This is a genomic window from Pseudomonas sp. NPDC089395, from assembly GCF_044749525.1.
GTDB lineage: Bacteria > Pseudomonadota > Gammaproteobacteria > Pseudomonadales > Pseudomonadaceae > Aquipseudomonas.
In genome coordinates, this window is sequence record NZ_JBIVID010000005.1 from 252371 (window position 1) to 278678 (window position 26308).

The following is a 26308-nucleotide window of genomic DNA, read 5'->3' on the forward strand; positions in this document are numbered from 1 at the left end:
GGGGTGGCGTGCTGGTCAGCGCTGGATTTCCCGGTCGCGATCCAGTTCGTAAGGCAGGCTCAACAGCTGCAGACGTGGGCCTTGCAGGCTGCCCAGGTGCAGGTTGTCGTCTTCCACTGCATCGGCGCTCAGTACCGCGAGCAGCTCGCAGCCCTGGCCCGTGCTGGCGGCAATGACAACCTCGCCGACCGAAGAGCCATGGGTGGGCGAGAAGATTTCAGCGCCCGGTGACGGAATGTCTTGCTGGTCGAGCGCCAGGCGGTACTGACGGCGCTTGAGCTTGCCCAGGTACTGCATGCGGGCGACGATTTCCTGGCCGGTGTAGCAGCCTTTCTTGAAGCTCACGCCGTCGACCGCCTGCAGGTTGATCATCTGCGGGATGAACAACTCGCGGGTCGGGCCCATGACCTGGCCGATACCGGCACGGATCTGCCCCAGTAGCCAGTCGTTGAGGCTGCCCTCAGGCAAGACCGCGGCAAGTCTTTCGCGCACGTTCGCGGCGTTGTCCGCCGGCACCCACAGTTCGATGCGACCTTGCGAGACGGCAACCGCGATCAGGCCTTCATGACGCACGCTGGCGCCCGCGCCAGTCGGCACGTCCAGGCCCAGCGCCTGCAGCGCCGCTTCGCCATGCTGCACGCCGAAGCGTACCCAGGCAGCGCTTTCGTCGCTGAGCGTGGCTTTGGAGAACACAGCGTATTTCTTCAGGTCGGCCAGCTGCGCCTCGAGCAGTTCGCTGGCCATGGCCAGCAAGTAGCCGTTGCCTTCGGGGAGAATGCGGAAGCTCGACTGCATGCGGCCCTTGACCATGCAACGGGCGCCAAGGCTGGCATGCTCGGGGCTGAGGTAGTTGATGTTGCAGGTCAGCTGGCCCTGCAGGAACTTGCCGGCGTCGGAGCCGCGGACGGCGAGGATGCCCTCGTGGGACAGGGGGCTGAAGAAAGCGGAATCGGCCATGGGTCATCGCGGTGGCTAAAGTCTGGCGGCCATCATAGAACGCCGGTAACAAAATAGGTAGGTGACTAGACCAACGCCCGGTGTCGCTCGCGGCTTCGCGCGGTATACTGCCCGACCATTCGAGGAGGGCCCCATGGTCGAACAAACTGAACTCAACCGGCTTTTCTGGCACAGCCGCCGTGGCATGCTGGAACTGGACGTGCTGCTGGTGCCATTCACCCAGGAAGTCTATCCGACCCTGAGCGAAGCCGACCGCGAACTCTACGTTCGCCTGTTGAGCTGCGAAGATCAGGACATGTTCGGCTGGTTCATGGAGCGTACCGAGTCCGAAGACCCGGAGCTGCAGCGCATGGTTCGCATCATCCTGGACCGTGTCCAGCCCAAGTGAGCGTTTCGAGTGCCGTTGGCAGGGTTCGCGCCTGCTGCTGACGGCCTATCTGATCTGCCAGGCGCCGGCGCAGCTGGCCTTGTGGTCGAGTGCGCTGCCCTGGTGGTTTTGTCTTGCCATTCTGGCAGCTTGTATTGCCCACGCTTGCTGGGCCATTCCCCGACGAATTCTGTTGACTGATCCGCGAGCCGTGACCGGTTTGCGCCGCGATGCGCTTGGCTGGCGGGTGTTCAGCCGCGCGCGCGGTTGGCAGCCGGTGCGGTTGTGCCGGGACAGTGTGGCGTTGCCGGGGTTGGTGGTGTTGCGGTTTGTGCGGCCGGGGTGCTGGTTTGGCGAGAGCCAGTGTATTGCCAGGGATGCCCTGGGGGCTGATGAGCATCGGCGACTGCGGGTAAGGCTCAAGTTCAGTCGTCGCAGGTGGGCTGAAGCACCGCTGCGATGATCGGGCATCGAGTTGGCGCTATCGCCGGCAAGCCGGCTCCCACAATGCCTGCAGCGCCGCAGAACCCTGTGGGAGCCGGCTTGCCGGCGATGGTGGCGCCACTGATTTCAGACCGGGCTAAGGATGGTGTCCTTGGCCTCGGGCAACATCCCCGGGTAATCCAGGGTGTAGTGCAGCCCCCGGCTTTCCTTGCGCTGCATCGCCGAGCGAATCATCAGCTCCGCCACCTGGGCCAGGTTGCGCAGTTCGATCAGGTCCCGGCTGACCTTGTAGTTGCTGTAGAACTCATCGATCTCATCGAGCAGCAGGCGAACGCGGTGCTCGGCGCGCTGCAGGCGCTTGCTGGTGCGCACGATGCCCACGTAGTCCCACATGAAACGCCGCAGTTCATCCCAGTTGTGCGCAATGATCACGTCCTCGTCGGAGTCGGTGACCTGGCTGGCATCCCAGCAGGGCAGGGCGCTGGGCATGTTGATCTGCTCCAGGTGCGCGCGGATGTCCGCCGCGGCGGCGCGGCCATAGACGAAGCATTCGAGCAACGAATTGCTGGCCATGCGGTTGGCCCCGTGCAAGCCGGTGAAGCTGGTTTCGCCGATGGCGTACAGGCCAGGCACATCGGTGTGCCCGCGCTCGTCGACCACGACCCCGCCACAGGTGTAGTGCGCCGCCGGTACCACCGGGATCGGCTGGCGGGTGATGTCGATGCCAAACGTCAGGCAGCGCTCGTAAACGGTAGGGAAGTGGCTCTTGATGAACTCGGCCGGCTTGTGGGTGATGTCCAGGTACACGCAATCCACGCCCAGGCGCTTCATCTCGTGGTCGATGGCACGGGCCACGATATCCCGCGGGGCCAGCTCCTCGCGCGGGTCGAAACGTGGCATGAAGCGTTCGCCGTTGGGCAGGCGCAACAGGGCGCCTTCGCCGCGCAGTGCTTCGGTGATCAGGAAGCTCTTGGCCTGCGGGTGATACAGGCAGGTCGGGTGGAACTGGTTGAATTCCAGGTTCGCCACCCGGCAGCCTGCCCGCCAGGCCATGGCGATACCGTCGCCACAAGCGCCGTCGGGGTTGCTGGTGTAGAGGTAGACCTTGGCCGCGCCACCGGTGGCCAGCACGGTGAAGCGTGCCCCGAAGGTGTCCACTTCGCCGCTGTTGCGGTTCAGTACGTAGGCGCCCAGGCAGCGTTCGCCGGGCAAGCCCAGGCGCCGCTCGGTGATCAGGTCGACGGCCACGCGCTGTTCGAGCAGCTCGATGTTCGGCCGCTGCCGCGCCTGGGCCAGCAAGGTAGTGAAGATGGCCGCGCCAGTGGCATCGGCGGCATGGATGATGCGCCGATGACTATGACCGCCCTCGCGCGTCAAGTGAAACTCGAAACCGCCGTCGTCGACACCGTGGTGTTCGTCGCGCGTGAAAGGCACGCCCTGTTCGATCAGCCATTCGATGGCTTCGCGGCTGTGCTCGACGGTGAAGCGCACCGCGTCTTCATTGCACAGGCCGCCGCCGGCATTGAGGGTGTCCTCGACATGGGACTGCACGGTATCGGTATCGTCCAGCACCGCAGCGACCCCGCCTTGGGCCCAGAAGGTCGAGCCGTTGGCCAGGTCACCCTTGCTCAGCACGGCAATGCGCAGGTGGCTGGGAAGGTTCAGTGCCAAGCTGAGACCGGCGGCGCCGCTGCCGATCACCAGGACATCATGTTGGAATTGTTGGCTCATGTCAGGACACTAGTAATCTTTGAAAGGGGCGCGGCACAATAGTCACGTGCAGATGGCAATGTGAAACTATCGTGAATGCAGGCCGGGCTGTCTTTATAGCAGCCTGCGGTAGCCAATTTCCATGCCACATGTGACGTAGCGGCGATCTTCGCGGGAACTTTCCGGCACGGCAGGAAATCCTATGAAGGCTGCCCGCACGCCACAATTTGCCGCGGCGACGCAGGGCGGCAGCTCTATTCGGGCTGACACCTGCGTATTCGAAACCTGATTATCGACGCAGCAGGCCGTGACCGCGCCGCGTCTTCCGTGCGAGCCGACCAAGGGCCGCAGGAAACTTGCTTGGAGGGGAGAACTTTTGCGCAAAGCCCGAGTCTATGGTTGCAAGCCTGAACGATGGCTGTTGCAACGCTCCTTCGAGTTCACTGAGGAGTGTTCATGCTAACCCAGGAAGAGGATCAGCAGCTTGTAGAGCGCGTACAGCGTGGTGACAGGCGAGCGTTCGATCTGTTGGTGCTGAAGTATCAGCACAAGATTCTCGGGTTGATCGTGCGGTTCGTTCACGATACCCACGAGGCCCAGGATGTGGCGCAGGAAGCCTTTATCAAGGCTTACCGTGCGCTTGGCAATTTTCGCGGAGACAGTGCGTTTTATACCTGGCTGTACCGCATCGCCATCAACACGGCGAAGAACTACCTGGTGTCCCGTGGAAGACGGCCACCAGACAGCGATGTGAGCTCCGAGGATGCGGAGTTTTACGACGGCGATCATGGTCTCAAGGATCTCGAGTCCCCAGAGCGCTCGTTGTTGCGGGATGAAATCGAAGGCACTGTCCATCGCACCATCCAGCAACTGCCGGAAGATTTGCGCACGGCTCTGACCCTGCGTGAATTCGACGGATTGAGTTACGAAGACATTGCGAGCGTCATGCAATGTCCGGTGGGTACCGTGCGCTCTCGAATCTTCCGCGCTCGGGAGGCCATAGACAAAGCCCTGCAGCCGTTGTTGCAGGACACCTGAGACAGCGGCGACAGCCAAGAGAGGAACCGCCATGAGTCGTGAAGCTTTGCAGGAATCGCTGTCCGCGGTAATGGATAACGAAGCGGACGAACTGGAACTGCGTCGCGTGCTGAATGCCGTCGACGACGCCGAAACCCGTGCCACCTGGTCGCGTTACCAGGTTGCCCGCGCAGCCATGCACAAGGAACTGCTGCTGCCCAAGCTGGATATCGCCTCGGCGGTGTCTGCCGCACTGGCCGACGAAGCCGTGCCAGCCAAGGTCAAGCAAGGCCCGTGGCGCAGCATTGGCCGCCTGGCTGTTGCCGCCTCGGTGACCGTCGCGGTGCTGGCCGGTGTACGCATGTACAACCAGGACGAGATCACCGGTGCCGAGCTGGCTTCCCAGCAGCCTGCGCAACAAGGCCTGAGCATGCCACAAACTCAGGGCCCGGCTGTTCTGGCAGGCTATAGTGAGAGCAGTGAGCAACCGACCGGGCCAATGGCCAACGGCGTGCTGCAGAACCAGGCCGGCTGGGATCAGCGTCTGCCAGGTTACCTGCGCCAGCATGCCCAGGAATCCGCGCTCAAAGGCACTGAAACCGCATTGCCTTATGCCCGCGCCGCCAGCCTGGAAAACCGCTAAGTAAGGAGGATCATGCGCGCGCTACCTCTCCTGTCGCTGCTGATAGGCAGCTGCGTGATGGTGCCAGCGTTGGCGGCCAATTCCTCGCCCGAGGCGAGTGAGTGGTTGAACAAGCTGGCACTGGCCGAGCAAAAACAGAGTTATCAGGGCTCCTTCGTCTACGAACGCAACGGTAGCTTCTCTTCCCACGATATCTGGCATCGGGTTGAGGACGGCAAAGTCAGCGAGCGGCTGCTGCAGCTCGATGGGGCCGCCCAGGAAATCGTGCGCGTGGATGGCAAGGTACAGTGCATCAGTGGTGCGTTGGTCAGTGGCGTGGGCACGCCACCTGACGGTACCGCACGCGTGCTCGATCCTCTCAAGCTGATGAGCTGGTATGACCTTCGCCTGGCAGGCCGGGCGCGTGTCGCCGGGCGCGATGCCGTGATTGTCACCCTTACCCCGCGTGATCAGCATCGCTATGCATTCGAATTGCACCTCGATCGCCAGACAGGGCTGCCCCTGCGTTCATTGATGCTCAATGACAAAGGCCAGTTGCTCGAGCGCTTCCAGATGACCCGGCTGGATACCGATGACCTGCCCACCGACCAGGACTTGCGCCCCAGTGCGGCGTGCAAGCCGGTAGAGCATGTGGCGAGTACCAAGGGCGAGACTGTCGCCGGTTGGCGTTCGGATTGGCTGCCAGATGGTTTCGAGCTGATCAACAGCTCCGTTCGCCGTGACCCAGCGCGTGACAGCACCATCAGCAGCCTGATGTACGACGATGGGCTGGCACGTTTTTCGGTGTTCCTGGAGCCTGTCAAAGACGACTCCGGCGCCGATGTACGCACTCAACTGGGTCCAACCGTGGCGGTTTCGCGCCGTCTGAATACGCCCAAGGGCAAGGTGATGGTCACCGTGGTCGGGGAAATCCCATTGGGTACCGCAGAACGCATTGCGCTGTCGATGCGGCCCCAGGATGCCCAGGCGCGCCAGTGATGGCGCGCTTTTTTTCGGTCCATGCCAAGCTTTGCGGACATGCTGCTGAAATGAAATTAAAGCATTGTCATTTGCAATCCATCGGTAAATTTTCTATAGGTCAGGCTTCTTGGAGTCTGGCCTTTCCTGCTTTTGCAGGGGGCCTTACGCTAACTACGCTCGTTGTGACGGGAGCCGTATGTCAATACCACGCTTGAAAACCTACCTATCGATGTTCGCCGCCGTGCTGATGCTCGGCCAGGTGCTCAGCGCCCAGGCCGAAGCCCTGCCGGACTTCACCACGTTGGTCGAGCAGGCCTCGCCGGCGGTGGTCAACATCAGTACCAAGCAGAAGCTGCCAGATCGCCGTATCGCCTCGGGGCAGATGCCGGACCTCGAAGGCCTGCCGCCGATGTTCCGCGAGTTCTTCGAGCGCAACATGCCGCAGCAGCCGCGTTCGCCGCGCGGTGATCGCCAGCGTGAGGCGCAGTCGCTGGGGTCGGGCTTCATCATTTCCAGCGATGGTTACGTGCTGACCAACAACCATGTGGTCGCCGACGCCGACGAGATCATCGTCCGCCTCTCGGACCGCAGCGAGCTGCAGGCCAAACTGGTCGGCACCGACCCGCGCACCGACGTGGCCTTGCTCAAGGTGGAGGGCAAGAACCTGCCGACGGTCAAGCTGGGCGATTCCGAGAAGCTCAAGGTGGGTGAGTGGGTGCTGGCCATTGGCTCGCCGTTCGGCTTCGACCACTCGGTGACCAAAGGCATCGTCAGTGCCAAGGGCCGCACGCTGCCCAACGACACCTATGTGCCGTTCATCCAGACCGACGTTGCCATCAACCCGGGCAACTCCGGCGGCCCGCTGTTCAACATGAACGGCGAAGTGGTGGGGATCAACTCGCAGATCTTCACGCGTTCGGGCGGTTTCATGGGCCTTTCCTTTGCCATTCCGATCGATGTGGCGATCGATGTGTCCAACCAGCTGAAGAAAGATGGCAAGGTCAGCCGTGGCTGGCTGGGCGTGGTGATTCAGGAGGTCAACAAGGACCTGGCTGAATCCTTCGGCCTGGACAAGCCGGCCGGTGCCCTGGTGGCCCAGGTCCTGGAAGACGGTCCGGCGGCCAAGAGCGGCCTGCAGGTGGGTGATGTCATCCTGAGCATGAACGGCCAGCCGATCGTCATGTCGGCTGACCTGCCTCATCTGGTCGGCACCCTTAAGGATGGCGACAAGGCCAAGCTCGAGATCATCCGCAATGGCAAGCGCCAGAATCTGGATGTCACCGTTGGCGCGATGCCGGATGACGATGCCGATATTGGTGTCGGCAGCACCGAAGGCGGCGCTGAGCGCAGCAGCAACCGCCTGGGTGTCGCCGTGTCGGACCTGACCGCAGAGCAGAAGAAAACGCTGGAGCTCAAGGGCGGCGTGGTCATCAAGGAAGTCCAGGATGGCCCGGCAGCGATGATCGGCCTGCGTCCGGGCGACGTCATCAGTCACCTGAACAACCAGGCGATCACTTCGGCCAAGCAGTTCACCGAAATTGCCAAGGACTTGCCGAAGAACCGTTCGGTGTCCATGCGCGTGCTGCGTCAAGGGCGGGCGAGCTTCATCACCTTCAAGCTGGCGGAATAAGCTGGCTTTGAAGTAGGAAAGGGCAGCTTCGGCTGCCCTTTTTCATGAGATTTCACAATTCCCTGCGGGAAAGCGGGTGCACTGTGCGACAGAGGAATCTCCCATATCCCTGCGGCTTGAGGTACAATTCCCGGCTATTTTTCGGCGGGCGTTCCGGCTCGCAGCCTTTTCGAGTGTTGACCCGTGAGTGATTTGAGTCATATCCGCAATTTCTCCATCATCGCCCACATCGACCATGGCAAGTCGACGCTGGCCGACCGTTTCATCCAGATGTGCGGTGGCCTGTCGGCACGCGAAATGGAAGCCCAGGTCCTTGATTCCATGGACCTGGAGCGCGAACGCGGGATCACCATCAAGGCCCACAGCGTCACGCTGAACTACAAGGCGCAGGACGGCAAGGTCTACCAGCTCAACTTCATCGACACCCCCGGCCACGTCGACTTCACCTACGAAGTCTCGCGCTCGCTGGCGGCCTGTGAAGGTGCTCTGCTGGTCGTGGACGCCGGCCAGGGCGTCGAGGCCCAGTCCGTGGCCAACTGCTACACCGCCATCGAGCAGGGCCTTGAGGTCATGCCGGTTTTGAACAAGATGGACCTGCCGCAGGCCGACCCGGATCGCGTCAAGGACGAGATCGAGAAGATCATCGGCATCGACGCCACCGACGCCGTGGCCTGCAGCGCCAAGAGCGGCATGGGCGTCGACGAAGTGCTCGAGCGCCTGGTGCAGACCATCCCCGCGCCGGTAGGCGACATCGACGCGCCGTTGCAGGCGCTGATCATCGACTCCTGGTTCGACAACTACCTGGGCGTGGTCTCGTTGGTGCGTGTGCGCCAAGGCCGCGTCAAGAAGGGCGACAAGATCCTGGTCAAGTCCACCGGCAAGACGCACCTGGTCGACAGCGTCGGTGTATTCACGCCCAAGCACACCCAGACGGCTGACCTGAAAGCCGGTGAAGTAGGCTTCATCATCGGCAGCATCAAGGACATCCACGGTGCACCAGTGGGTGACACCCTGACCCTGTCCACCACCCCTGAGGTGGAAGTGCTGCCGGGCTTCAAGAAGATCCAGCCGCAGGTCTACGCCGGCCTCTTCCCGGTCAGCTCCGACGACTTCGAGGACTTCCGCGATGCCCTGCAGAAGCTGACCCTGAACGACTCGTCGCTGCAGTACATGCCGGAAAGCTCCGACGCCCTGGGCTTCGGCTTCCGTTGCGGCTTCCTCGGCATGCTGCACATGGAAATCATCCAGGAGCGCCTGGAGCGCGAGTACGACCTGGACCTGATCACCACGGCGCCGAGCGTGATCTACGAGCTCGAGCTCAAGACCGGCGAAACCATCATCGTCGACAACCCGTCGAAGCTGCCGGACGTATCGTCGGTCACAGACTTCCGCGAGCCGATTGTCACCGCGACCATCCTGGTGCCACAGGAGCACCTGGGCAACGTCATCACCCTGTGCATCGAGAAGCGTGGCGTGCAGCGCGACATGCAGTTCCTCGGCAGCCAGGTGCAGGTGCGTTACGACATGCCGATGAACGAAGTGGTGCTGGACTTCTTCGACCGTTTGAAGTCGACCAGCCGCGGCTATGCTTCGCTGGACTATCATTTCGATCGCTACCAGTCTGCCAACCTGGTCAAGCTGGATGTACTGATCAACGGCGATAAGGTCGATGCCCTGGCATTGATCGTGCACCGCGACAACGCGGCCTACAAAGGCCGCGCATTGACCGAAAAGATGAAGGAACTGATCCCTCGGCAGATGTTCGATGTGGCGATCCAGGCAGCCATTGGCGGCCAGATCATCGCGCGGACCACGGTCAAGGCGCTCAGAAAGAACGTACTGGCCAAGTGCTACGGTGGTGACGTCAGCCGTAAGAAAAAGCTGCTGGAGAAGCAGAAGGCCGGTAAGAAACGCATGAAACAGGTCGGCAACGTGGAAATTCCACAAGAAGCCTTCCTCGCCGTGCTCAGGTTGGATAGCTAGGTCCTATGTCGCTAAATTTCCCGCTGTTGCTAGTCATCGCCGTAGCCGTCTGCGGCCTGTTGGGCTTGATCGACCTGCTGTTCCTGGCCCCGCGCCGGCGGGCGGCGGTCGCCAACTACCAGGGGCGCGTCAACCCGCCAGAAATGGCCGTGGTCGAGCGCCTGAGCAAGGAACCGCTGCTGGTGGAGTACGGCAAGTCGTTCTTCCCGGTGCTGTTCATCGTGCTGGTGTTGCGCTCGTTCCTGGTAGAACCGTTCCAGATTCCGTCGGGGTCGATGAAGCCGACCCTGGAAGTGGGCGATTTCATCCTGGTGAACAAGTTCTCCTATGGCATTCGCCTGCCGGTGATCGACAAGAAGGTCATCGAGGTCGGTGACCCGCAGCGCGGCGATGTGATGGTGTTCCGCTACCCGAGCGACCCGAACGTCAACTACATCAAGCGTGTAGTCGGCCTGCCGGGCGATAAGGTGCGCTACACCAGCGACAAGCGACTGTTCGTCAATGACCAGCCGATTGCCGAACAGCTGGTTGGCGCCGAGCCAGGCACCCTGGGCAGTGCCCAGTTGTACAAGGAAAAGCTCGGCGCGGCCGAGCACTTGATCCGCAAGGAAATGACCCGTTATCGCATGCCGCCGGACCAGCAATGGACCGTGCCGGCCGGCCATTACTTCATGATGGGCGACAACCGCGACAACTCCAACGACAGCCGTTACTGGGATGACCCGAACATTCCCAAGGAACTGCACGGCATGGTTCCCGACCGGAACATCGTCGGCAAGGCTTTCGCGGTGTGGATGAGCTGGCCAGAGCCAAAACTCAGCCACCTGCCCAACCTGTCGCGGGTTGGTCTGATCCATTGATACCCATCGGCGCTGTCCTGTAGACAGCGCCGAATGCATTTCTGACATAGGCTGTGTTCTCAAGGACCGAGAGATTCGCCGCGCACCGCGACGGACCACAGCCCAACCGTCTTTCAGGATGTTGATTTGAACAACGCGTTGAATAACCCACGGGTGGCTGCATGAGTGCTTCCCTTGCCCGTCTCGAGCGCAAGCTCGGCTACACCTTCAAGAATCAGGACCAGATGCTGCTGGCCCTGACCCACCGCAGTTATGCCGGGCGCAACAACGAGCGCCTGGAGTTTCTCGGTGACTCCATCCTCAACTTCGTTGCCGCCGAGGCGCTGTTCGAGCGCTTTCCGCAGGCTCGCGAAGGCCAGCTGTCGCGCCTGCGTGCTCGCCTGGTCAAAGGTGAGACCCTGGCTCGTCTGGCCCGCGGCTTCGACCTGGGCGAATACCTGCGCCTGGGCTCGGGTGAGCTCAAGAGTGGCGGTTTCCGCCGCGAATCGATCCTGGCCGACGCCCTGGAGGCACTGATTGGTGCCATCTATCTGGACGCCGACATGCAGACTGTGCGCGAGCGCATCCTGGCCTGGCTGACCGACGAGTTCGACAGCCTGACGCTGGTCGACACCAACAAGGACCCGAAAACCCGCCTGCAGGAGTTTCTGCAGTCGCGTAGCTGCGATCTGCCACGTTACGAGGTGGTGGACATCCAGGGCGAACCGCACTGCCGTACCTTCTTCGTCGAATGCGAAGTGGTGCTGCTGAACAACAAGAGCCGTGGCCAGGGCGTTAGCCGGCGTATCGCCGAGCAAGTCGCTGCCGCCGCCGCATTGATCGCCCTGGGCGTGGAGAATGGCAATGACTGAGAACAACCCGACCCGCTGCGGCTATGTGGCCATCGTCGGCCGCCCCAACGTGGGCAAATCGACCCTGCTCAACCACATCCTCGGCCAGAAGCTGGCGATCACCTCGCGCAAGCCACAGACCACCCGCCACAACATGCTCGGCATCAAGACCGAGGGTGACGTGCAGGCGATCTACGTCGACACCCCCGGCATGCACAAGGCCAACGACAAGGCCTTGAACCGCTACATGAACCGTAATGCCTCGGCGGCCCTGAAGGACGTCGATGTGGTGATTTTCGTGGTCGACCGCACTCGTTGGACCGATGAGGACCAGCTGGTGCTCGAGCGCATTCAGTACGTGACCGGCCCGGTGATCCTGGCGGTGAACAAGACCGACCGCATGGACGAGAAGGCCGAGCTGATCCCGCACCTGCAGTGGCTGCAGGAGCAACTGCCAAATGCCGAGATCGTGCCGATCTCGGCCCAGCAGGGGCACAACCTTGAATCGCTGGAAGCACTGATCGCCAAGCACCTGCCGGAAAACGACCACTTCTTCCCCGAAGACCAGATCACCGACCGCAGCAGCCGTTTCCTGGCTGCCGAACTGGTACGCGAAAAGATCATGCGCCAGCTCGGTGCGGAGCTTCCCTACCAGATCACCGTGGAAATTGAAGAGTTCAAGCAGCAAGGCCACGTGCTGCACATCCATGCCCTGATCCTGGTCGAGCGTGACGGCCAGAAGAAGATCATCATTGGCGACAAGGGCGAGCGTATCAAGCGTATCGGCTCCGACGCGCGCAAGGACATGGAAGTACTGTTCGACGCCAAGGTCATGCTCAACCTGTGGGTCAAGGTCAAGGGCGGCTGGTCCGATGACGAGCGCGCGCTGCGGTCGCTGGGCTACGGCGACCTGTAACCTCCCCAATGGCCCGGATTGTTCCGGGCCTTTGCTTTCAGGCCATTTCCATGGAACAACCTGTCGGCCAGCCGGCCTACGTGCTGCATAGCCGTGCCTACAAGGAAACCAGCGCGCTGGTGGACTTCTTCACGCCGCAGGGTCGCATGCGCGCGGTGTTGCGGCGGGCGCGGGGCAAGGGCGGCAGCCTGGTAAGGCCGTTCGTGCCGTTGGAAGTGGAACTGCGCGGGCGCGGTGAGCTGAAGAATGTCGGTCGGCTGGACAGCGTCGGCATCGCCGCCTGGCTGCACGGCGATGCCCTGTTCAGTGGTTTGTACCTCAATGAGCTGCTGATGCGCCTGCTGCCTGCCGAGGCGCCCCAGCCCGAGTTGTTCGAGCACTACGCCCTGACCTTGCAGGCGCTGGCGGCCGGGCGGCCGCTGGAGCCGCTGCTGCGCGCCTTCGAATGGCGCCTGCTGGACGACCTCGGTTATGCCTTCTCGCTCAGCCACGACATCAATGACGACCCTATCGCGGCCGATGGCCTCTACCGTTTGCGGGTCGATGCCGGCCTTGAGCGGGTGTACCTGGTGCAACCTGGCCTGTTCAACGGTACCGAGCTGATAGCCCTGGCCCAAGTCGACTGGCAGGCACCGGGCGCCTTGCTCGCGGCCAAGCGCCTGATGCGCCAGGCATTGGCGGTGCACCTGGGGTCAAAGCCACTGGTCAGCCGGGAACTGTTTCGCAAGCGCTGAGCACGTCGTATGCTGTGGGGCTAAATCCCCAGGAGAGCCTTTCGTGACTCACAGCAACCGCATGCTTCTCGGCGTCAACATCGACCACGTGGCGACCCTGCGCCAAGCCCGCGGCACGCGCTATCCCGACCCGGTCAAAGCCGCGCTGGACGCCGAAGAAGCCGGTGCCGACGGCATCACCGTGCACCTGCGCGAGGATCGCCGGCACATCCAGGAGCGCGACGTGCTGGTGCTCAAGGACGTGCTGCAGACGCGCATGAACTTCGAAATGGGCGTGACCGAAGAGATGATGGTCTTCGCCGAGAAGATCCGCCCGGCGCATATCTGCCTGGTGCCAGAGACCCGTCAGGAGTTGACCACCGAGGGTGGCCTGGATGTGGCCGGCCAGGAGGCACGGATCAAGGCTGCGGTGGAGCGCCTCTCGCGTACGGGTGCCGAAGTGTCGTTGTTCATCGATGCGGACGAGCGGCAGATCGAAGCCTCGCGCCGTGTGGGCGCACCGGCCATCGAGCTGCATACCGGTCGCTATGCCGATGCCCAAACCCCCACTGAGGTGGCTGAAGAGCTCAAGCGCATCGTCGATGGCGTGGCGTTTGGGGTTGGCCAGGGGCTGATCGTCAATGCCGGCCACGGCCTGCATTACCACAACGTCGAAGCGGTGGCGGCGATCAAGGGCATCAATGAACTGAACATTGGCCATGCGCTGGTAGCCCATGCGCTGTTCGTCGGCTTCAAGGCGGCGGTGGCGGAAATGAAGGCGCTGATCGTCGCGGCTTCGCGCTGATCTGCTGTGGCCCCATCGCTGGCAAGCCAGCTCCCACAGGTACTGCACAACACCCAAGAACTGTGCGGATCCCTGTGGGAGCCGTCTTGCCGGCGATAGGGCCAGTCCAGACAACTACCTATTCGGCTCTGAACACCAGGGAAAAACGAGTCGGCCCGGCAGAGCTACTGCTCACCTCAACTCGCCCTCCAAGCTGCTGCATGATCGATTTCACGATCGCCAACCCCAGCCCCGTTCCACCTTCCAGCCGCGAACGCCCCGACCCTGCCCGGTAGAACCGCTCGAACAGCTGCGGCAGATGCTCATCAAGGATCCCCGGCCCCTCATTCGCCACCCAAAGCCAGACCTCGTCGCCACGGCGCTCGATGCCCAGGTTCACCTCGCGACCCTCCGGGCTGTGGCGTATCGCATTGCTCAACAGGTTCGACAGCGCTCGCTGGAACATCAGCCGATCAGCCAGGGCCGTGCCCCAGCCTTTGAGCTGTAGTGTCAACGCCTTGTGTTCGGCGCTGTAGGCAAACAGCTCCAGCACCTGCTGCGTCTCGTCAGTCAAGGACAGCGGCTTGAGCGCCAGCTGCGCCTGGGGCTGGCTGACCTGGGCGAGAAACAGCATGTCGTTGATGATGCGGTTCAGGCGGGTCAGTTCATCGATGCTGTCGGCCAGCACTTCGCGGTAGTTCTCACTGTCCCGTTCGCGGGCCAGGGTCACCTGGGCCTTGCCCATCAGGTTGCTCAAGGGCGTGCGCAGCTCGTGGGCCAGGTCATCGGAAAATTGCGACAACTGGCGCACCCCGTGGTCCAGGCGGTCGAGCATCACGTTGATGCCTGTCGCCAGCTCGGCCAACTCCACAGGCAAGCCATGATCGGGCAGGCGGTGTTGCAGGTCCTGGGCGGACACCTTGCCAGCGATGTGTCGAAAGTGGCGCAGTGGTTTCAAGCCGCGCTGCACCAACCACCAGGCACCGGCACCGATCAGCAGCAACAGCAGCGGCAGGGCCAGCAGGGTCGAGTGCAGGTACGCTTGCAGCAGGTCGTTGTCGTCAGCGCGGTTGAGCGACATCATCACGCGCACCGGGGTGTCGTCCCGCAGGCGCATTTGCCGGGTCACCGTGAGCAACTGTTGGCCGGTGCTGTCGCGCCATTCATGGAAGCGCAGTTGGGCGTCGGTGTACAGCGCGCCCACCTGTGACTCCAGGGCAGGGCCCAGGATGAGCAAATGTGGGTGGCGGCCATCCAGGGTCAGCACGCTCAGGCTCAGGTTGTCGTGCCCCATTACCAAATCGAGCAGGGGATGGGCACGGTTGCCCAGGTCTTCACTGCGCAAGTCGACCCGCAGGTTGTGCTCGACCTGCAGCATCTTGCGCATCAGGTCCTTGCGCGCGCGGCTGTCGAGTTCATGCTTGAGGGCGAACACGCCCAGGCAGCCCAGCAACAGTACCAGCGCAGCGCCCATCAGGGTCACGCCCAGGCCAAGGCGCAGCGACAGGCTGGCTTGTCTCATCGACGCGCTTCCAGGACGTAGCCCACGCCGCGCAGGGTGTGGATGAGTTTGTCCTCGAACGGGTCATCGATCTTGGCGCGCAAGCGGCGGATCGAGACCTCGACCACGTTGGTGTCGCAGTCGAAGTTCATGTCCCACACCAGCGAAATGATCTGCGTGCGCGACAGTACCTCGCCGCTCTGGCGCATCAGCAGGTGCAGCAGGGCGAACTCCTTGGCGGTCAGGTCGATGCGTTGTCCGCCCCGGTAGGCGCGGTGGCGGCCTGGGTCCAGTTCCAGGTCGGCGACGCGCAGGGTGCTGGGCTGCATGTCTTGGTCGTTGCGGCGCAGCAGGCTGCGAATGCGCGCCAGCAGCTCGGGAAACTCGAACGGCTTGAGCAGATAGTCATCGGCGCCCAGGTCCAGGCCCTTGACCCGGTCGGCCAGGCGGCCGTGGGCGGTCAGCATCATGATGCGCGTGGCCGACTCGATGCGCAGGCGCTGCAGCACGGCCCAGCCATCGAGTTCGGGCAAGTTGACGTCGAGAATGATCAGGTCATAAGGCTGCTGGCGTGCCAGGTGCAGGCCGTCGGTGCCGGTGTGGGCGCAGTCGACCACGTAGCCATTCTCGCGCAGGCCCTGCTGCAGGTAGTCGGCGGTACGCAGTTCGTCCTCGATGATCAATAGGCGCATGAGAGGCTCAGGGTAGGGAAAAGGGAGCGATTCTCGACCCTGTAGGGGCTTCAGGGTCAACGGGCAGGATGTTACGGCATGCGTAAGGCCAAGCGGGGTAGATGACGGATTTGTAATCCTGGCGTTATCCGGCTGTTCATACGGGCCTCTTCGCGGGACAAGCCCACTCCCACAGGTACTCCGCCCATCATGTGGGAGCGGGCTTGTCCCGCGAAAGGGCCAGAACAGACAACCCAAGCCTACATTGCAAGACTGTAATCCCCCCCTCACCTTGGCGTTAGCTGCCCCTCGCTAGGATGGCCCTGTCTGATCGGTTATCACGAGGCAAGCACGATGAACCTGACCAAATATTTGCTGCTGGCAACCCTCACCCTGGGCAGTGCCAGCGTTTATGCCGAAGGTGGCGCGGAGCGCTCCAGGCAATTCTGGGAAGCTTTCCGCCAGGACCAGCAGCGCCTGCATGGTGACAAGCAGCAGGCGATTGTGGCGCGGGAGCGCAAGGCGCAGGAAAACGCGCAGAAGGTGGCGAAGGATTGAGGCAACAGCACCTGCGCCGAAACAGCTCCTCGGCACAGGTGTGATTCGGGCGCCGTGATCGGCGCCTTTTTTATTTGCGCGCCACCAGGGTCGCGCGGCGGGGGGCCGGCAGGCCCTCGATGGTCTTGCTGTGGTCGTTCGGGTCGAGGAAGTCGCCGAGTGACTGGTAGCGCATCCATTCGGTGCTGCGCTGCTCCTCGACGCTGGTCACGCTGACATCCACGCAGCGTACGTCGCTGAAGCCTGCGCGCCGCAGCCAGCGCTCCAATGCAGGCACCGAGGGGAGGTACCAGACGTTGCGCATCTGCGCGTAGCGGTCTTCGGGTACCAGCACCTGTTGCTCGTCACCCTCGATGACCAACGTCTCCAGCACCAGTTCGCCGCCTTTGACCAGGCAGTCCTTGAGTGCCAGCAAGTGTTCGATGGGCGAGCGGCGGTGGTAGAACACGCCCATGGAGAACACCGTGTCGAAGCCTTCGAGATTGGCAGGCAGGTCTTCCAGGGCGAACGGCAGGTGCCACGCGGGCAGCTCGGGCAGGTACTGCTGAACGGCCTGGAACTGGCAGAAGAACAACCAGTTGGGATCGACGCCGATGACCATGTCGGCACCGGCCCCGAGCATGCGCCACTGGTAATAGCCGTTGCCACAGCCCACATCGAGCACGCGCTTGCCTTTGAGGTCGAGGTGCGGACTGACCCGCGACCATTTCCAGTCCGAACGCCATTCGGTGTCCACATGTACCCCGAACAGGTCGAACGGCCCCTTGCGCCAAGGCGACAGGCCCATCAGCGCATCGCGCATGCGGGCACGGGTGGCGTCGTCGCAGTCGCAGTCCAGGCGCAGGCCATCGACCAGGTCGATCTGGCTGGGTTGCAGGGCCGGCAAAGCGTCGAGCGCACCGCGCCAGCGGTCGAGGTCGCCGTGGCCTTTTTCCAGCTTGGTGTCCAGTTGTGCTTGCAGGCCTTGCGACCAGGAAGCCAGTGGCGTGCCCGCCAGGCGGCGGACGAGGGGAGACAGATCGATCATGGCAGGGCTATCAACGAGGCAAAGTTAAGGCATTGGAACCACGTCACCACCTTGCTGAAGCCCGCCGCGCGCAACCGCTCGGTATGGGCCTGCAGGGTATCGGGCTTCATCACGTGCTCGATGGCACTGCGTTTCTGGGCGATTTCCAGTTCGCTGTAGCCGTTGGCGCGTTTGAAGTCCAGGTGCAGCTCATTGAGCAGCGTCTGCTCCTCATCGTCGGCGAAACGCAGTTTTTCCGAGAGGATCAGCGCGCCGCCAGGCAGCAAGGCCTGCCGGATGCGGCCGAGCAGCGCCAGGCGCTGTTCGGGAGCGATGAACTGCAGGGTGAAGTTCATCGCCACCACCGACGCGGGCTCGAAGGGCAGGGTCAGGATGTCGGCCTCCAGTACTTGCACCGGTAGCAGTTCCTGGAACATCGAATCTTGCGCGGTGAGGTATTGGCGGCAACGTTCGACCATGGCCGCCGAGTTGTCCACGGCGATTACCCGGCAGCCATCGACGCGCACATGGCGGCGCAGCGATTGGGTGACGGCGCCCAGCGACGCGCCAAGGTCATATAACGCGGTGTTCGGCTGTGCGAAGCGCCCCGCGAGCACGCCGAGGTTCTCGACGATGGTCGGGTAACCGGGTACCGAGCGCTTGATCATGTCCGGGAATACGCGCACCACGTCTTCGTTGAACGCGAAGTCGGGTACCTGTTCCAGAGGTTGAGAGAAGAGGCGGTCGGGGGATTGGCTCACGGCAGGCTCAGGCGTGGGTGATAAGGGGGCAATATTCTAGCCAAAAGTGGCCGTGGCTGCCTATTTATCAGACCGAAGTGACTGATGGCAGGGTGGGGGGGAGAGTTCCCGTGTTCACAGGTCCGTCCATGCCCGCCGACTTTTCCGTCATGTTATCGACAATGCCCTGACTTCAGTAACTCGCTGGTAGCGCTACTTTAATTGCGCGGTTGTAGTTCCTTTCTTTGAATATTTATATCCACCGTGGAGGTGTTGTATGGTTAATGGTAGCGTCGAAGATTTACCTCTATTTCAAGGTGGTGACGCACAGTATCAAGGGGGCAAGCCATTTGATCAGCTTTCTGAAGAGCAGCGGGCGGTACTGATACCTGGTCAGATATTTGATTTAAAGAAAGATGAACCCGCCTTCATTTTTAGTCGAGAAAATCTGAAGACGATCAAACGTTATGAGGCGCGGGTTCGCCAACTGCCAATGCCCGACGAGGTTTCAGAGAACGCGTCGCTGTCTGCGCTCGGGCTTGAGGCAAAAGATGTCAATGTGTTTTTCGACAACCTGCGCAAGCACGCCGACTCCTGGGATGTCGTTGAAGATGAATGCAAAACGATGGGGGCCGATCTGCAGGTCTTTGCTGAGAACCTGATCAGGGACGGCGGGCGGTTTCTATCAGTCATCCAAGGCCTGGAGACTTGGGAGTCTGCACCTGACGGTGCCGCTGCTGCGGTACCCGAGCTGTCCTTTAACGACAAGCAAACATTTAGCGAGGGTGTGGATACCTACCTGCAACACATTGCCGATGAGATATCCGAAAAGCTGGACGGGGTGCGCTTTGTCAAACGGCGTATCGATCGCTTTGGTGATGATATCAGCGAAAACTTGATGCCGATGGCGATAAGTTTGCTCAAGCATTTCAATAAGCAAGATGTCACGGGGACGCTGCTGTCGATAGAGTCAGAGCTTGTCGATCTGGATGACAAGATTCAGAAGAAACTTGAAGAGTACAATGGCCTCGTCGGTGCCGCTTTCTATGGCTTGGTTTTCGGTCCGCTCGGATTGGTGGTGACCGGAGGAATCTTTGGCGCTCAAGCAGAAGATGTAAGGGCACTGAAAAATAAGCTGATCGAGCAGCGAGAGCAGTTGTCAGTCAAGAAAAACATATTGCTCGGAGGAGGGGCAGCTCAATTCGAGGATGTCAGGACTCTTATACAAGATATGCAGTTTCGGCTGGTGGATGTGGCTTCAGCGACCAAGAACCTTGAAGATGTTTGGGTGTTGTTGGAAGCCTATGCAAAGTCTTCGCTAAGAAAAGTCAAGGGCATAAATACCCAGTTGGAACTCAAGCGTTTTGTGAGTGGATTTGAACGAGTTGTCGAACCATGGAAAAACATTCTAGGCATTACCAAGACGATATCTGAACTGTTCAATGACGCCCTGCGGGCGGATTAAGGAGCTCTGCTGCCATGGAAATTAAAAAAGATGAACTGCCTGATGTAAATGCGATGGTGCTGATCGAGACACGAATGAGTTATCTCTATTACAACGAGACTGCTGCAATGCTGCCGGCCGTGCGTGAACGCTTGCTGGATCTGATTACCTTGGTCAAGGCCGGCAATGACGCTTTGCGGGAAAAAGCAGTTGCCAGCCTGGTCGCATTGAACCTTGATCTGAGAAACACTTCACCTCAACTGGATGAAGAGGAGTTGATGCGTATCTGCCAAGACTTACGTGCAGAGGTCGGCGACCTCACCGAGGCGATTGAGCGGGTGCGCGACTATCGCTCCCCGGTTGTCACAGAACTTAGACGCGAGCACGAGACCGTTGTCGTGAAGCAACGGGATGGCATTGCAGAGATAGAACAAATGCTCGTCGACAAGCGGGCCAAGCTGGAAGAAGTGGATGCTCTACTTGAGACGCTCGATCAGCCTTCTGTTCGCAAGGCCTTGCGCAATGCCATTCCCGAGGAAAGTGACATCGATGTCATGCTCAACACGCTCAAAGATCCCACGGTAAGCCCAGAGCTGATCAAGGCGGCCTTGAGCAAGCTCAACAAGCATCTGGACCTGCTCGAGCAAGGACGAAAGTTCGTTGATGTTATTGCGGCCAGACAGCGACTTAGCGATGCGCTGGCCGACCAGGAAAAGACGTTGCGTCATCTTCGAAAAGAGCTGGAGCAGACGCAGCATGCAAGCACCCAGTTTGAATCTGTCGAAGAGTTGCTCGCGAAGCGCACGCCTTGGGAGGAACAAGCAGGCAAGTTCATCGAGGCATGGCAAGTTCACGAGCGTGCGTTGGTTGCTGCCACTGCGGCAGAAACACTCGAGTCTGCGCTAAGACATGCCCGCGATTATCTGCTTGCCTTGCGCCGGCGTTTCGAAGCGCTCTGAAGTGCGTTCAATGCACATTGATCGCACAATCAAACGTCTGCACAGGGCGTACTTCCGGTGCCCACGGCTGCTGATAGACCAACACCAGGTGGCCTTCTCCCGCAGCGCGGGCCTCGAAGCGCCAGCTGGAAATGCCCGCGCTGCCAACGATTCCGGCTTCTTCGGGGGCGCTGTAAACCTCGGGGCCGAGGCTACGCAGTACATTCGAAGCCGGGTTCTGCACCAACCAGCGGTAGCCGGTAGTGGGATTGCTGGGCAGCGTCAGGGTCAGGGCCTGGCCAACTTGCAGGCGTTGGGGGCATTCGCTTTCGGCGTCCAGTTCGATGGTTTGCCTGGGCTGTTGGGCGCAGGCGGTCAGCAGGGCGAGGCTCAGGGGAACGAGCAGACGAGGGGCAGTCATGGTGGCTCCGAAGGCTGGCGATGGCCTGAGGATACCCGAAGCAGATGAGAATTTGTGCTGGCTCTTGAGGCCTCATCGCCGGCAAGCCGGCTCCCACAGGGATCTCACCAAACCCAGTGGGAGCCGGCTTGCCGGCGATGGGGCCCTGTGCAGATCAGAACAGCACTTTCGCCACGTCGGCAAAGCGTTTGGCGAAGTGTACGGTCAGCCCTTCACGCAGATAGTCGGGCAGCTCTTCGAAATCACCGCGGTTAGGCTCGGGCAGGATCAGCTCGAAAATCTTCTGCCGTCGCGCCGCAATCACCTTCTCGCGCACGCCACCAATCGGCAGCACCTGGCCGGTGAGCGTCAGTTCGCCGGTCATCGCCACGCCTTTTTTCGGCGGCTGGTCGCGGGCCAGCGACAACAGGGCACTGGCCATGGTGATACCGGCACTTGGGCCGTCCTTGGGCGTGGCACCTTCGGGTACGTGCAGGTGAATGAAGGCTTCATTGAAGAAGCTTGGGTCCCCGCCAAACTGCTTGAGGTTTGAGCTGACGTAGCTGTAGGCGATCTCGGCGGACTCCTTCATCACGTCACCGAGCTTGCCAGTGAGCTTGAAGCCACGGTTCAGGGTGTGGATGCGGGTCGCTTCGATCGGCAGTGTTGCGCCACCCATGCTGGTCCAGGCCAGGCCCGTGATAACACCCTTGCCGGCCAGCACTTGCTCACTGCGGAACACCGGCATGCCCAAGGCGGATTCGAGATCCTTGTTGCCGATCTTGAGCTTGGCATCCGGGTTTTCCAGCAGCTTGACCACCGCCTTGCGCACCAGCTTGCCCAGCTGCTTTTCCAGTTGCCGCACGCCGGCCTCGCGGGCATAGCCCTCGATCACCGTGCGCAGAGCGCTGTCGCTGATGCTCAGGCTGGTCTTGGCCACACCGGCCTTGTCCAGTTGCTTGGGCCACAGGTGGCGCTTGGCGATGGCCAGTTTTTCTTCGGTGATGTAGCCCGACAGGCGGATCACTTCCATACGGTCAAGCAGCGGACCGGGGATCGAGTCCAGGGTGTTGGCGGTGCACACGAACAGGACCTTGGACAGGTCCAGGCGCAGGTCCAGGTAGTGGTCGAGGAAGTCGATGTTCTGCTCGGGGTCGAGGGTTTCCAGCAGTGCCGACGCCGGGTCGCCCTGGTAGCTCTGGCCCATCTTGTCGATTTCATCGAGCATGATCACTGGGTTCATCACCTCGACATCTTTCAATGCCTGCACCAGCTTGCCGGGTTGAGCCCCGATGTAGGTGCGGCGGTGGCCCTTGATCTCCGCCTCGTCGCGCATGCCGCCCACACTGAAGCGGTAGAACGGCCGGCCGAGGGATTCGGCGATGGACTTGCCGATGCTGGTCTTGCCCACCCCGGGCGGGCCTACCAACAGGACGATGGAGCCGCTGATCTCACCCTTCCAGGCGCCCACGGCGAGGAATTCGAGGATGCGTTCCTTGATGTCATCGAGGCCGGCATGGTGCTGGTCGAGCACCTTGCGGGCATGCTTGAGGTCGAGCTTGTCCTTGCCGTACACGCCCCAAGGCAGGGCGGTGGCCCAATCCAGGTAGTTGCGGGTGACGGCGTATTCGGGCGAGCCGGTTTCGAGGATGGCCAGTTTGCCCATCTCGTCGTCGATACGTTTCCTGGCCTGGTCCGGCAGGGTCTTGCCCTGCAGGCGCTGCTCGAACTGTTCGAGGTCGGCGCTGCGGTCGTCCTTGGTCAGGCCCAGCTCCTGCTGGATGACCTTGAGCTGCTCCTTGAGGAAGAACTCACGCTGGTGCTCGCCGATCTGTCGATTGACCTCGGCGGAGATCTCGTTCTGCAGGCGTGCAACCTCGACTTCCTTGCGCAGCATCGGCAGGACTTTCTCCATGCGCTTGAGCATGGGCACGCAATCGAGCACTTCCTGCAGCTGGTTACCGGTCGCCGAGGTGAGCGCCGCGGCGAAGTCGGTCAGCGGCGACGGGTCGTTGGGGCTGAAGCGGTTGAGGTAGTTCTTCAGCTCTTCGCTGTACAGCGGGTTGAGCGGCAGCAGCTCCTTGATCGCATTGATCAGGGCCATGCCATAGGCCTTGACCTCGTCGGTCGGCTCGGCCGGTTGGTGCGGGTACTCGACCTCGACCAGGTACGGCGGGCGATGGTGTTTGAGCCAGGTGCGGATGCGCACCCGGGTCAGGCCCTGGGCGACGAACTGCAGCTTGCCATTTTCGCGGCTGGCGTGGTGAACCTTGACCAGGGTGCCGTACTGCGGCAGCGCCGAGGTGTCGAAGTGGCGGTGGTCTTCCGGTGGGGTGTCCATGAAGAACAGCGCCAGCGAGTGGTGCGGGGTCTTGGCCACCAGGTCGAGGGTTTCGGCCCACGGTTCTTCATTGACGATCACCGGCAGCACCTGGGCCGGGAAGAACGGGCGATTGTGGATCGGAATCACGTAGACCTTGTCCGGCAGCTGCTGGCCGGGCAGGGCGAGGGCGTGGCCGGGTTCGGCCTGGGTATCGAGGTGTTCGGCTTCGCTGAGTGCGTCGGGTGGTTGCGGGAAATCCTGCTGGTTGCTCATGGGGCACCTGCGTGAATGACTATGGTGCTTAGATGGGGCGCGGGGGGAAGGGTTTCAATGGTAGACGAAGGGAGCAGGGGAGGGGTTTCATCTTGGGGAGCCTGTATCGGCCTCATCGCCGGCAAGCCGGCTCCCACTTGAACCCCACTGCTTTCAAGGCTTGTGGAGTACCTGTGGGAGCTGGCTTGCCGGCGATAGCGGCGGTAAGGTCACCGCCGCAGCCGAAGATTACTCAGCCAATTTGTAAGCGATGATGTAATCGCCCATCCGGGTACCCAGCGAGCCGTGGCCACCCGCGACGATCAGCACATACTGCTTGCCGTCCTTGCCGGTGTAGGTCATCGGCGTGGCCTGGCCACCCGCTGGCAGGCGCGACTTCCACAGCTCCTTGCCATTGTTCACGTCATAGGCGCGCAGGTACTGGTCGAGGGTGCCGCTGAGGAACCCGACGCCACCGGCGGTGACGATCGAGCCGCCCATGCTTGGCACGCCCACCGGCAGGCCGATCGGCACCGGGGTGCTGTCACGGGTGGTACCGTTCTTGCGCTTCCACACGACCTTGTTGGTGAACAGGTCGATAGCCGCCACGTAGCCCCAGGCTGGCGCCTGGCACGGTACGCCCAGGGGCGACATGAACGGGTGCATGGTCACCGCGTAAGGTGCACCGGTGTTCGGCTGTACGCCACTGGTCTCGCTTTCGCGCTTGCTGCCGGCGGCAACCTGCTCGCGCGGCACCATTTTCGACACGAAGGCCATGTAGTTGGGCGAGGTGAACAGCAACTGACGTACCGGGTCGACCGAGACGCTGCCCCAGTTGAACACGCCGACGTTGCCTGGGTAGACCAGCGAACCTTGTTCGGACGGCGGCGTGTACTGGCCTTCATAGCGCAGCTCGCGGAACTGGATACGGCACAGCATCTGGTCGAACGGGGTGGCGCCCCACATGGCCTGTTCGGTCAGTTCCGGGCCGAGCAAATTGAGGTCGGAACGGGCTTGGGTCGGCGCGGTGTGGTCACCTTTGACGGCGCCCTGTGGCACCGGGATCTCGCGAATCGGCACGATCGGCGTGCCATCGCGGCGGTCGAGCACGTACAGGCTGCCCTGCTTGGTCGGCACGATGATCGCCGGCTTGATGTCGTCCTTGGTCTTCAGGTGCACCAGGGTTGGCTGGCTGCCGACGTCCATGTCCCACAGGTCGTGGTGGGTGAACTGGTAGTTCCAGCGCGCCTTGCCGGTGGCCAGGTCGAGGGCGACCACGCCAGCGCTGTACTTCTCGGCACCTGGGGTACGGTCAGCGCCGTACTGGTCGGGGGTCTGGTTGCCCAGTGGCAGGTAGACCATGCCGAGGTCTTCATCGACGCTGGCCAGCGACCACATGTTGGCCGAGTTGCGGCTGTAGGTCTTGCCTGGGGCCAGTGGCTTGGTGTCGTCCGGGTTGTTGCTGTCCCAGTTCCACACCAGGCGGCCATCGTGCACGTCGTAGGCGCGGATCACGCCGGACGGTTCGTTGGTCGACTCGTTGTCGGTGACGTGGCCACCGATGATCACCAGGCTGCGGGTGACCGCCACCGGCGAGGTGGAGTAGTAGCCGCCGGCAGTGAACGGGCCGATACCCGTGGTCAGGTCGATTGCGCCCTGGTTGGCGAAACCTTCGCAGACCTTGCCGTTGTCGGCATTGATGGCGATCAGGCGGGCGTCGGCGGTTGGCAGGTAAAGGCGGCGTGGGCATGCCTGGGCCACCACTTGACCTGCGTCGGAGACTTTCGGTGCCGGGCTGCCATCACGGCTGACGTAGGCATTCTCGTCATAGTACGAGACCCCGCGGCAGGTCATGTGGGCAAAGCCTTTGAAGGTGCCTACGGGGGTCTTGATCTGCGGATCGAAACGCCAGAGCTCGGCGCCGGTATCCGGGTCCAGCGCCAGCACCTTGCTGTGGGCGGTGCAGGCATAGAGCATGCCGTTGGCTTTCAGCGGCGTGTTCTCGTTGGTCAGTTCGACCGGGTCGTTATCGTTCGGCAGGTCGCCCGTGCGGATACGCCAGGCCTCTTCCAGGCGGTACGCATTCTGCGGGGTGATCTGGCGCAGGGGCGAATAACGGTCGCCATGCTCGGTGCGGCCATAGGCCTGCCAGTCGCCGTCAGGCATGGCCGGCGCAGCGCTGCCCATTTCACTGTTGTCGCGGCCGAGCTCACCAAAGACTTCGCCTGGGTGGGTGAACTGGCTGCCCAGCGCGCAGGCGCCGGAGGCCAGGACCGCCACGCTGAGCAGCGCAGTGTTGGCCGTGTTGGCCGGGCCGGTCAACGGGCGACGTGCCCACGGCAGCAGCAGCACCACGCCGATGGCGAACCAGATAGCCAGGCGCGGCACCAGCTGCCACCAGTCCAGGCCCACTTCCAGAAATGCCCATACGGTACTGCCCAGCAGTACCAGGCCATACAGGCCCAGGGCGATGCGGCGCTGGGCCAGCAGCAGGATGCCCGACAGGGCAAAGCCGATGCCTGCGATCAGGTAGTAAAGCGACCCGCCGACCTGGCTCAGCTTGATTCCGCCCGCCAGCAGGGCCAGGCCCATCAGCAACAGCAGCACGCCCATCAGGCGCGGTAGCCAGCGGCTTCCATTCTTGGCACCGTCAGTGCTCAT

The 26308-nt window shown here is 62.0% G+C and carries 24 protein-coding genes; 15 read left to right on the forward strand and 9 right to left on the reverse strand.

Annotated elements, in window-relative coordinates; all coding sequences use genetic code 11:
- Positions 1–15: 15 nt before the first annotated feature.
- Positions 16–957: a YgfZ/GcvT domain-containing protein gene (locus tag ACIPZG_RS14020; protein WP_400714579.1), complete on the reverse strand. Its 942-nt coding sequence runs from the start codon at positions 955–957 to the stop codon at positions 16–18.
- 133 nt (positions 958–1090) lie between these two features.
- Between ACIPZG_RS14020 and ACIPZG_RS14025 the strand changes: the two genes are divergently transcribed.
- Entirely contained in the window at positions 1091–1345 is a 255-nt protein-coding gene (locus ACIPZG_RS14025) for a succinate dehydrogenase assembly factor 2 (protein ID WP_008094993.1), read from the forward strand.
- Complete coding sequence (locus ACIPZG_RS14030) at positions 1329–1787, forward strand: protein YgfX (RefSeq protein WP_400714582.1); 459 nt, start codon at positions 1329–1331, stop codon at positions 1785–1787. Before ACIPZG_RS14025 ends, ACIPZG_RS14030 begins: the two co-directional genes overlap by 17 nt.
- Before the next feature lie 107 nt (positions 1788–1894).
- On the opposite strand, the gene nadB is transcribed toward ACIPZG_RS14030, so the two are convergent.
- Positions 1895–3499, reverse strand: coding sequence for an L-aspartate oxidase (gene nadB / locus ACIPZG_RS14035; protein WP_400714585.1), 1605 nt, complete (start codon positions 3497–3499; stop codon positions 1895–1897).
- Between the two features lie 435 nt (positions 3500–3934).
- Here nadB and rpoE point away from each other — a divergent pair, with 435 nt between their 5' ends.
- The 10 genes from rpoE (at position 3935) to pdxJ (ending at position 13835) form a co-directional block, all read left to right on the forward strand.
- Positions 3935–4516 (forward strand): RNA polymerase sigma factor RpoE, encoded by a 582-nt coding sequence (rpoE, locus tag ACIPZG_RS14040; RefSeq protein ID WP_008094990.1) that lies wholly within the window; start codon positions 3935–3937, stop codon positions 4514–4516.
- A 31-nt stretch (positions 4517–4547) separates the two neighbouring features.
- Positions 4548–5138, forward strand: coding sequence for a sigma-E factor negative regulatory protein (locus ACIPZG_RS14045; RefSeq protein ID WP_008094989.1), 591 nt, complete (start codon positions 4548–4550; stop codon positions 5136–5138).
- 12 nt (positions 5139–5150) lie between these two features.
- Entirely contained in the window at positions 5151–6116 is a 966-nt protein-coding gene (locus ACIPZG_RS14050; protein WP_400714588.1) for a MucB/RseB C-terminal domain-containing protein, read from the forward strand.
- A gap of 211 nt (positions 6117–6327) precedes the next feature.
- Positions 6328–7728, forward strand: a complete 1401-nt coding sequence (locus ACIPZG_RS14055) for a DegQ family serine endoprotease (protein WP_400640946.1) — start codon at positions 6328–6330, stop codon at positions 7726–7728.
- A gap of 183 nt (positions 7729–7911) precedes the next feature.
- A complete protein-coding gene (lepA, locus tag ACIPZG_RS14060) occupies positions 7912–9711 on the forward strand; it encodes a translation elongation factor 4 (protein ID WP_008094986.1) in 1800 nt (599 codons plus the stop codon).
- Between the two features lie 5 nt (positions 9712–9716).
- Complete coding sequence (lepB, locus tag ACIPZG_RS14065) at positions 9717–10571, forward strand: signal peptidase I (protein ID WP_400714591.1); 855 nt, start codon at positions 9717–9719, stop codon at positions 10569–10571.
- A 161-nt stretch (positions 10572–10732) separates the two neighbouring features.
- Complete coding sequence (gene rnc / locus ACIPZG_RS14070) at positions 10733–11422, forward strand: ribonuclease III (RefSeq protein WP_008094984.1); 690 nt, start codon at positions 10733–10735, stop codon at positions 11420–11422.
- Positions 11415–12317, forward strand: a complete 903-nt coding sequence (era, locus tag ACIPZG_RS14075; RefSeq protein ID WP_008094982.1) for a GTPase Era — start codon at positions 11415–11417, stop codon at positions 12315–12317. Before rnc ends, era begins: the two co-directional genes overlap by 8 nt.
- A gap of 50 nt (positions 12318–12367) precedes the next feature.
- Entirely contained in the window at positions 12368–13051 is a 684-nt protein-coding gene (gene recO, locus ACIPZG_RS14080) for a DNA repair protein RecO (RefSeq protein WP_400714594.1), read from the forward strand.
- A 61-nt stretch (positions 13052–13112) separates the two neighbouring features.
- Positions 13113–13835 carry a pyridoxine 5'-phosphate synthase gene (pdxJ, locus tag ACIPZG_RS14085; protein WP_400640948.1) on the forward strand — a complete coding sequence of 241 codons (723 nt, stop codon included), beginning with the start codon at positions 13113–13115 and terminating at the stop codon, positions 13833–13835.
- Between the two features lie 118 nt (positions 13836–13953).
- Here the strand turns inward: pdxJ and ACIPZG_RS14090 are convergent, their stop codons facing one another.
- Positions 13954–15336 carry a heavy metal sensor histidine kinase gene (locus ACIPZG_RS14090; protein WP_400714597.1) on the reverse strand — a complete coding sequence of 461 codons (1383 nt, stop codon included), beginning with the start codon at positions 15334–15336 and terminating at the stop codon, positions 13954–13956.
- Positions 15333–16007 (reverse strand): heavy metal response regulator transcription factor, encoded by a 675-nt coding sequence (locus ACIPZG_RS14095; protein ID WP_400714600.1) that lies wholly within the window; start codon positions 16005–16007, stop codon positions 15333–15335. The genes ACIPZG_RS14090 and ACIPZG_RS14095 overlap by 4 nt, the downstream gene beginning before the upstream one ends.
- A gap of 333 nt (positions 16008–16340) precedes the next feature.
- Between ACIPZG_RS14095 and ACIPZG_RS14100 the strand changes: the two genes are divergently transcribed.
- Positions 16341–16544, forward strand: a complete 204-nt coding sequence (locus ACIPZG_RS14100; protein WP_400714603.1) for a hypothetical protein — start codon at positions 16341–16343, stop codon at positions 16542–16544.
- 70 nt (positions 16545–16614) lie between these two features.
- Here ACIPZG_RS14100 and cmoB read toward each other — a convergent pair whose 3' ends face one another.
- Both cmoB and cmoA read right to left on the reverse strand, forming a co-directional pair.
- On the reverse strand, positions 16615–17571 hold the full coding sequence (cmoB, locus tag ACIPZG_RS14105) for a tRNA 5-methoxyuridine(34)/uridine 5-oxyacetic acid(34) synthase CmoB (protein WP_400714605.1): 957 nt from the start codon (positions 17569–17571) through the stop codon (positions 16615–16617).
- Positions 17568–18311 (reverse strand): carboxy-S-adenosyl-L-methionine synthase CmoA, encoded by a 744-nt coding sequence (gene cmoA, locus ACIPZG_RS14110; RefSeq protein WP_400714607.1) that lies wholly within the window; start codon positions 18309–18311, stop codon positions 17568–17570. Before cmoA ends, cmoB begins: the two co-directional genes overlap by 4 nt.
- A gap of 256 nt (positions 18312–18567) precedes the next feature.
- Between cmoA and ACIPZG_RS14115 the strand changes: the two genes are divergently transcribed.
- Together ACIPZG_RS14115 and ACIPZG_RS14120 are read left to right on the forward strand one after the other, a co-directional pair.
- Positions 18568–19755, forward strand: a complete 1188-nt coding sequence (locus ACIPZG_RS14115; protein ID WP_400714609.1) for an alpha-xenorhabdolysin family binary toxin subunit A — start codon at positions 18568–18570, stop codon at positions 19753–19755.
- A 14-nt stretch (positions 19756–19769) separates the two neighbouring features.
- Positions 19770–20693 carry an alpha-xenorhabdolysin family binary toxin subunit B gene (locus ACIPZG_RS14120; protein ID WP_400714611.1) on the forward strand — a complete coding sequence of 308 codons (924 nt, stop codon included), beginning with the start codon at positions 19770–19772 and terminating at the stop codon, positions 20691–20693.
- A gap of 7 nt (positions 20694–20700) precedes the next feature.
- On the opposite strand, the gene ACIPZG_RS14125 is transcribed toward ACIPZG_RS14120, so the two are convergent.
- The 3 genes from ACIPZG_RS14125 to ACIPZG_RS14135 all read right to left on the reverse strand — a co-directional run bounded on the left by ACIPZG_RS14125 (position 20701) and on the right by ACIPZG_RS14135 (position 26308).
- Entirely contained in the window at positions 20701–21093 is a 393-nt protein-coding gene (locus ACIPZG_RS14125) for a protease inhibitor I42 family protein (protein ID WP_400714613.1), read from the reverse strand.
- Between the two features lie 154 nt (positions 21094–21247).
- Complete coding sequence (gene lon / locus ACIPZG_RS14130; RefSeq protein WP_400714615.1) at positions 21248–23668, reverse strand: endopeptidase La; 2421 nt, start codon at positions 23666–23668, stop codon at positions 21248–21250.
- A 228-nt stretch (positions 23669–23896) separates the two neighbouring features.
- Positions 23897–26308 carry a glucose/quinate/shikimate family membrane-bound PQQ-dependent dehydrogenase gene (locus ACIPZG_RS14135; RefSeq protein WP_400714617.1) on the reverse strand — a complete coding sequence of 804 codons (2412 nt, stop codon included), beginning with the start codon at positions 26306–26308 and terminating at the stop codon, positions 23897–23899.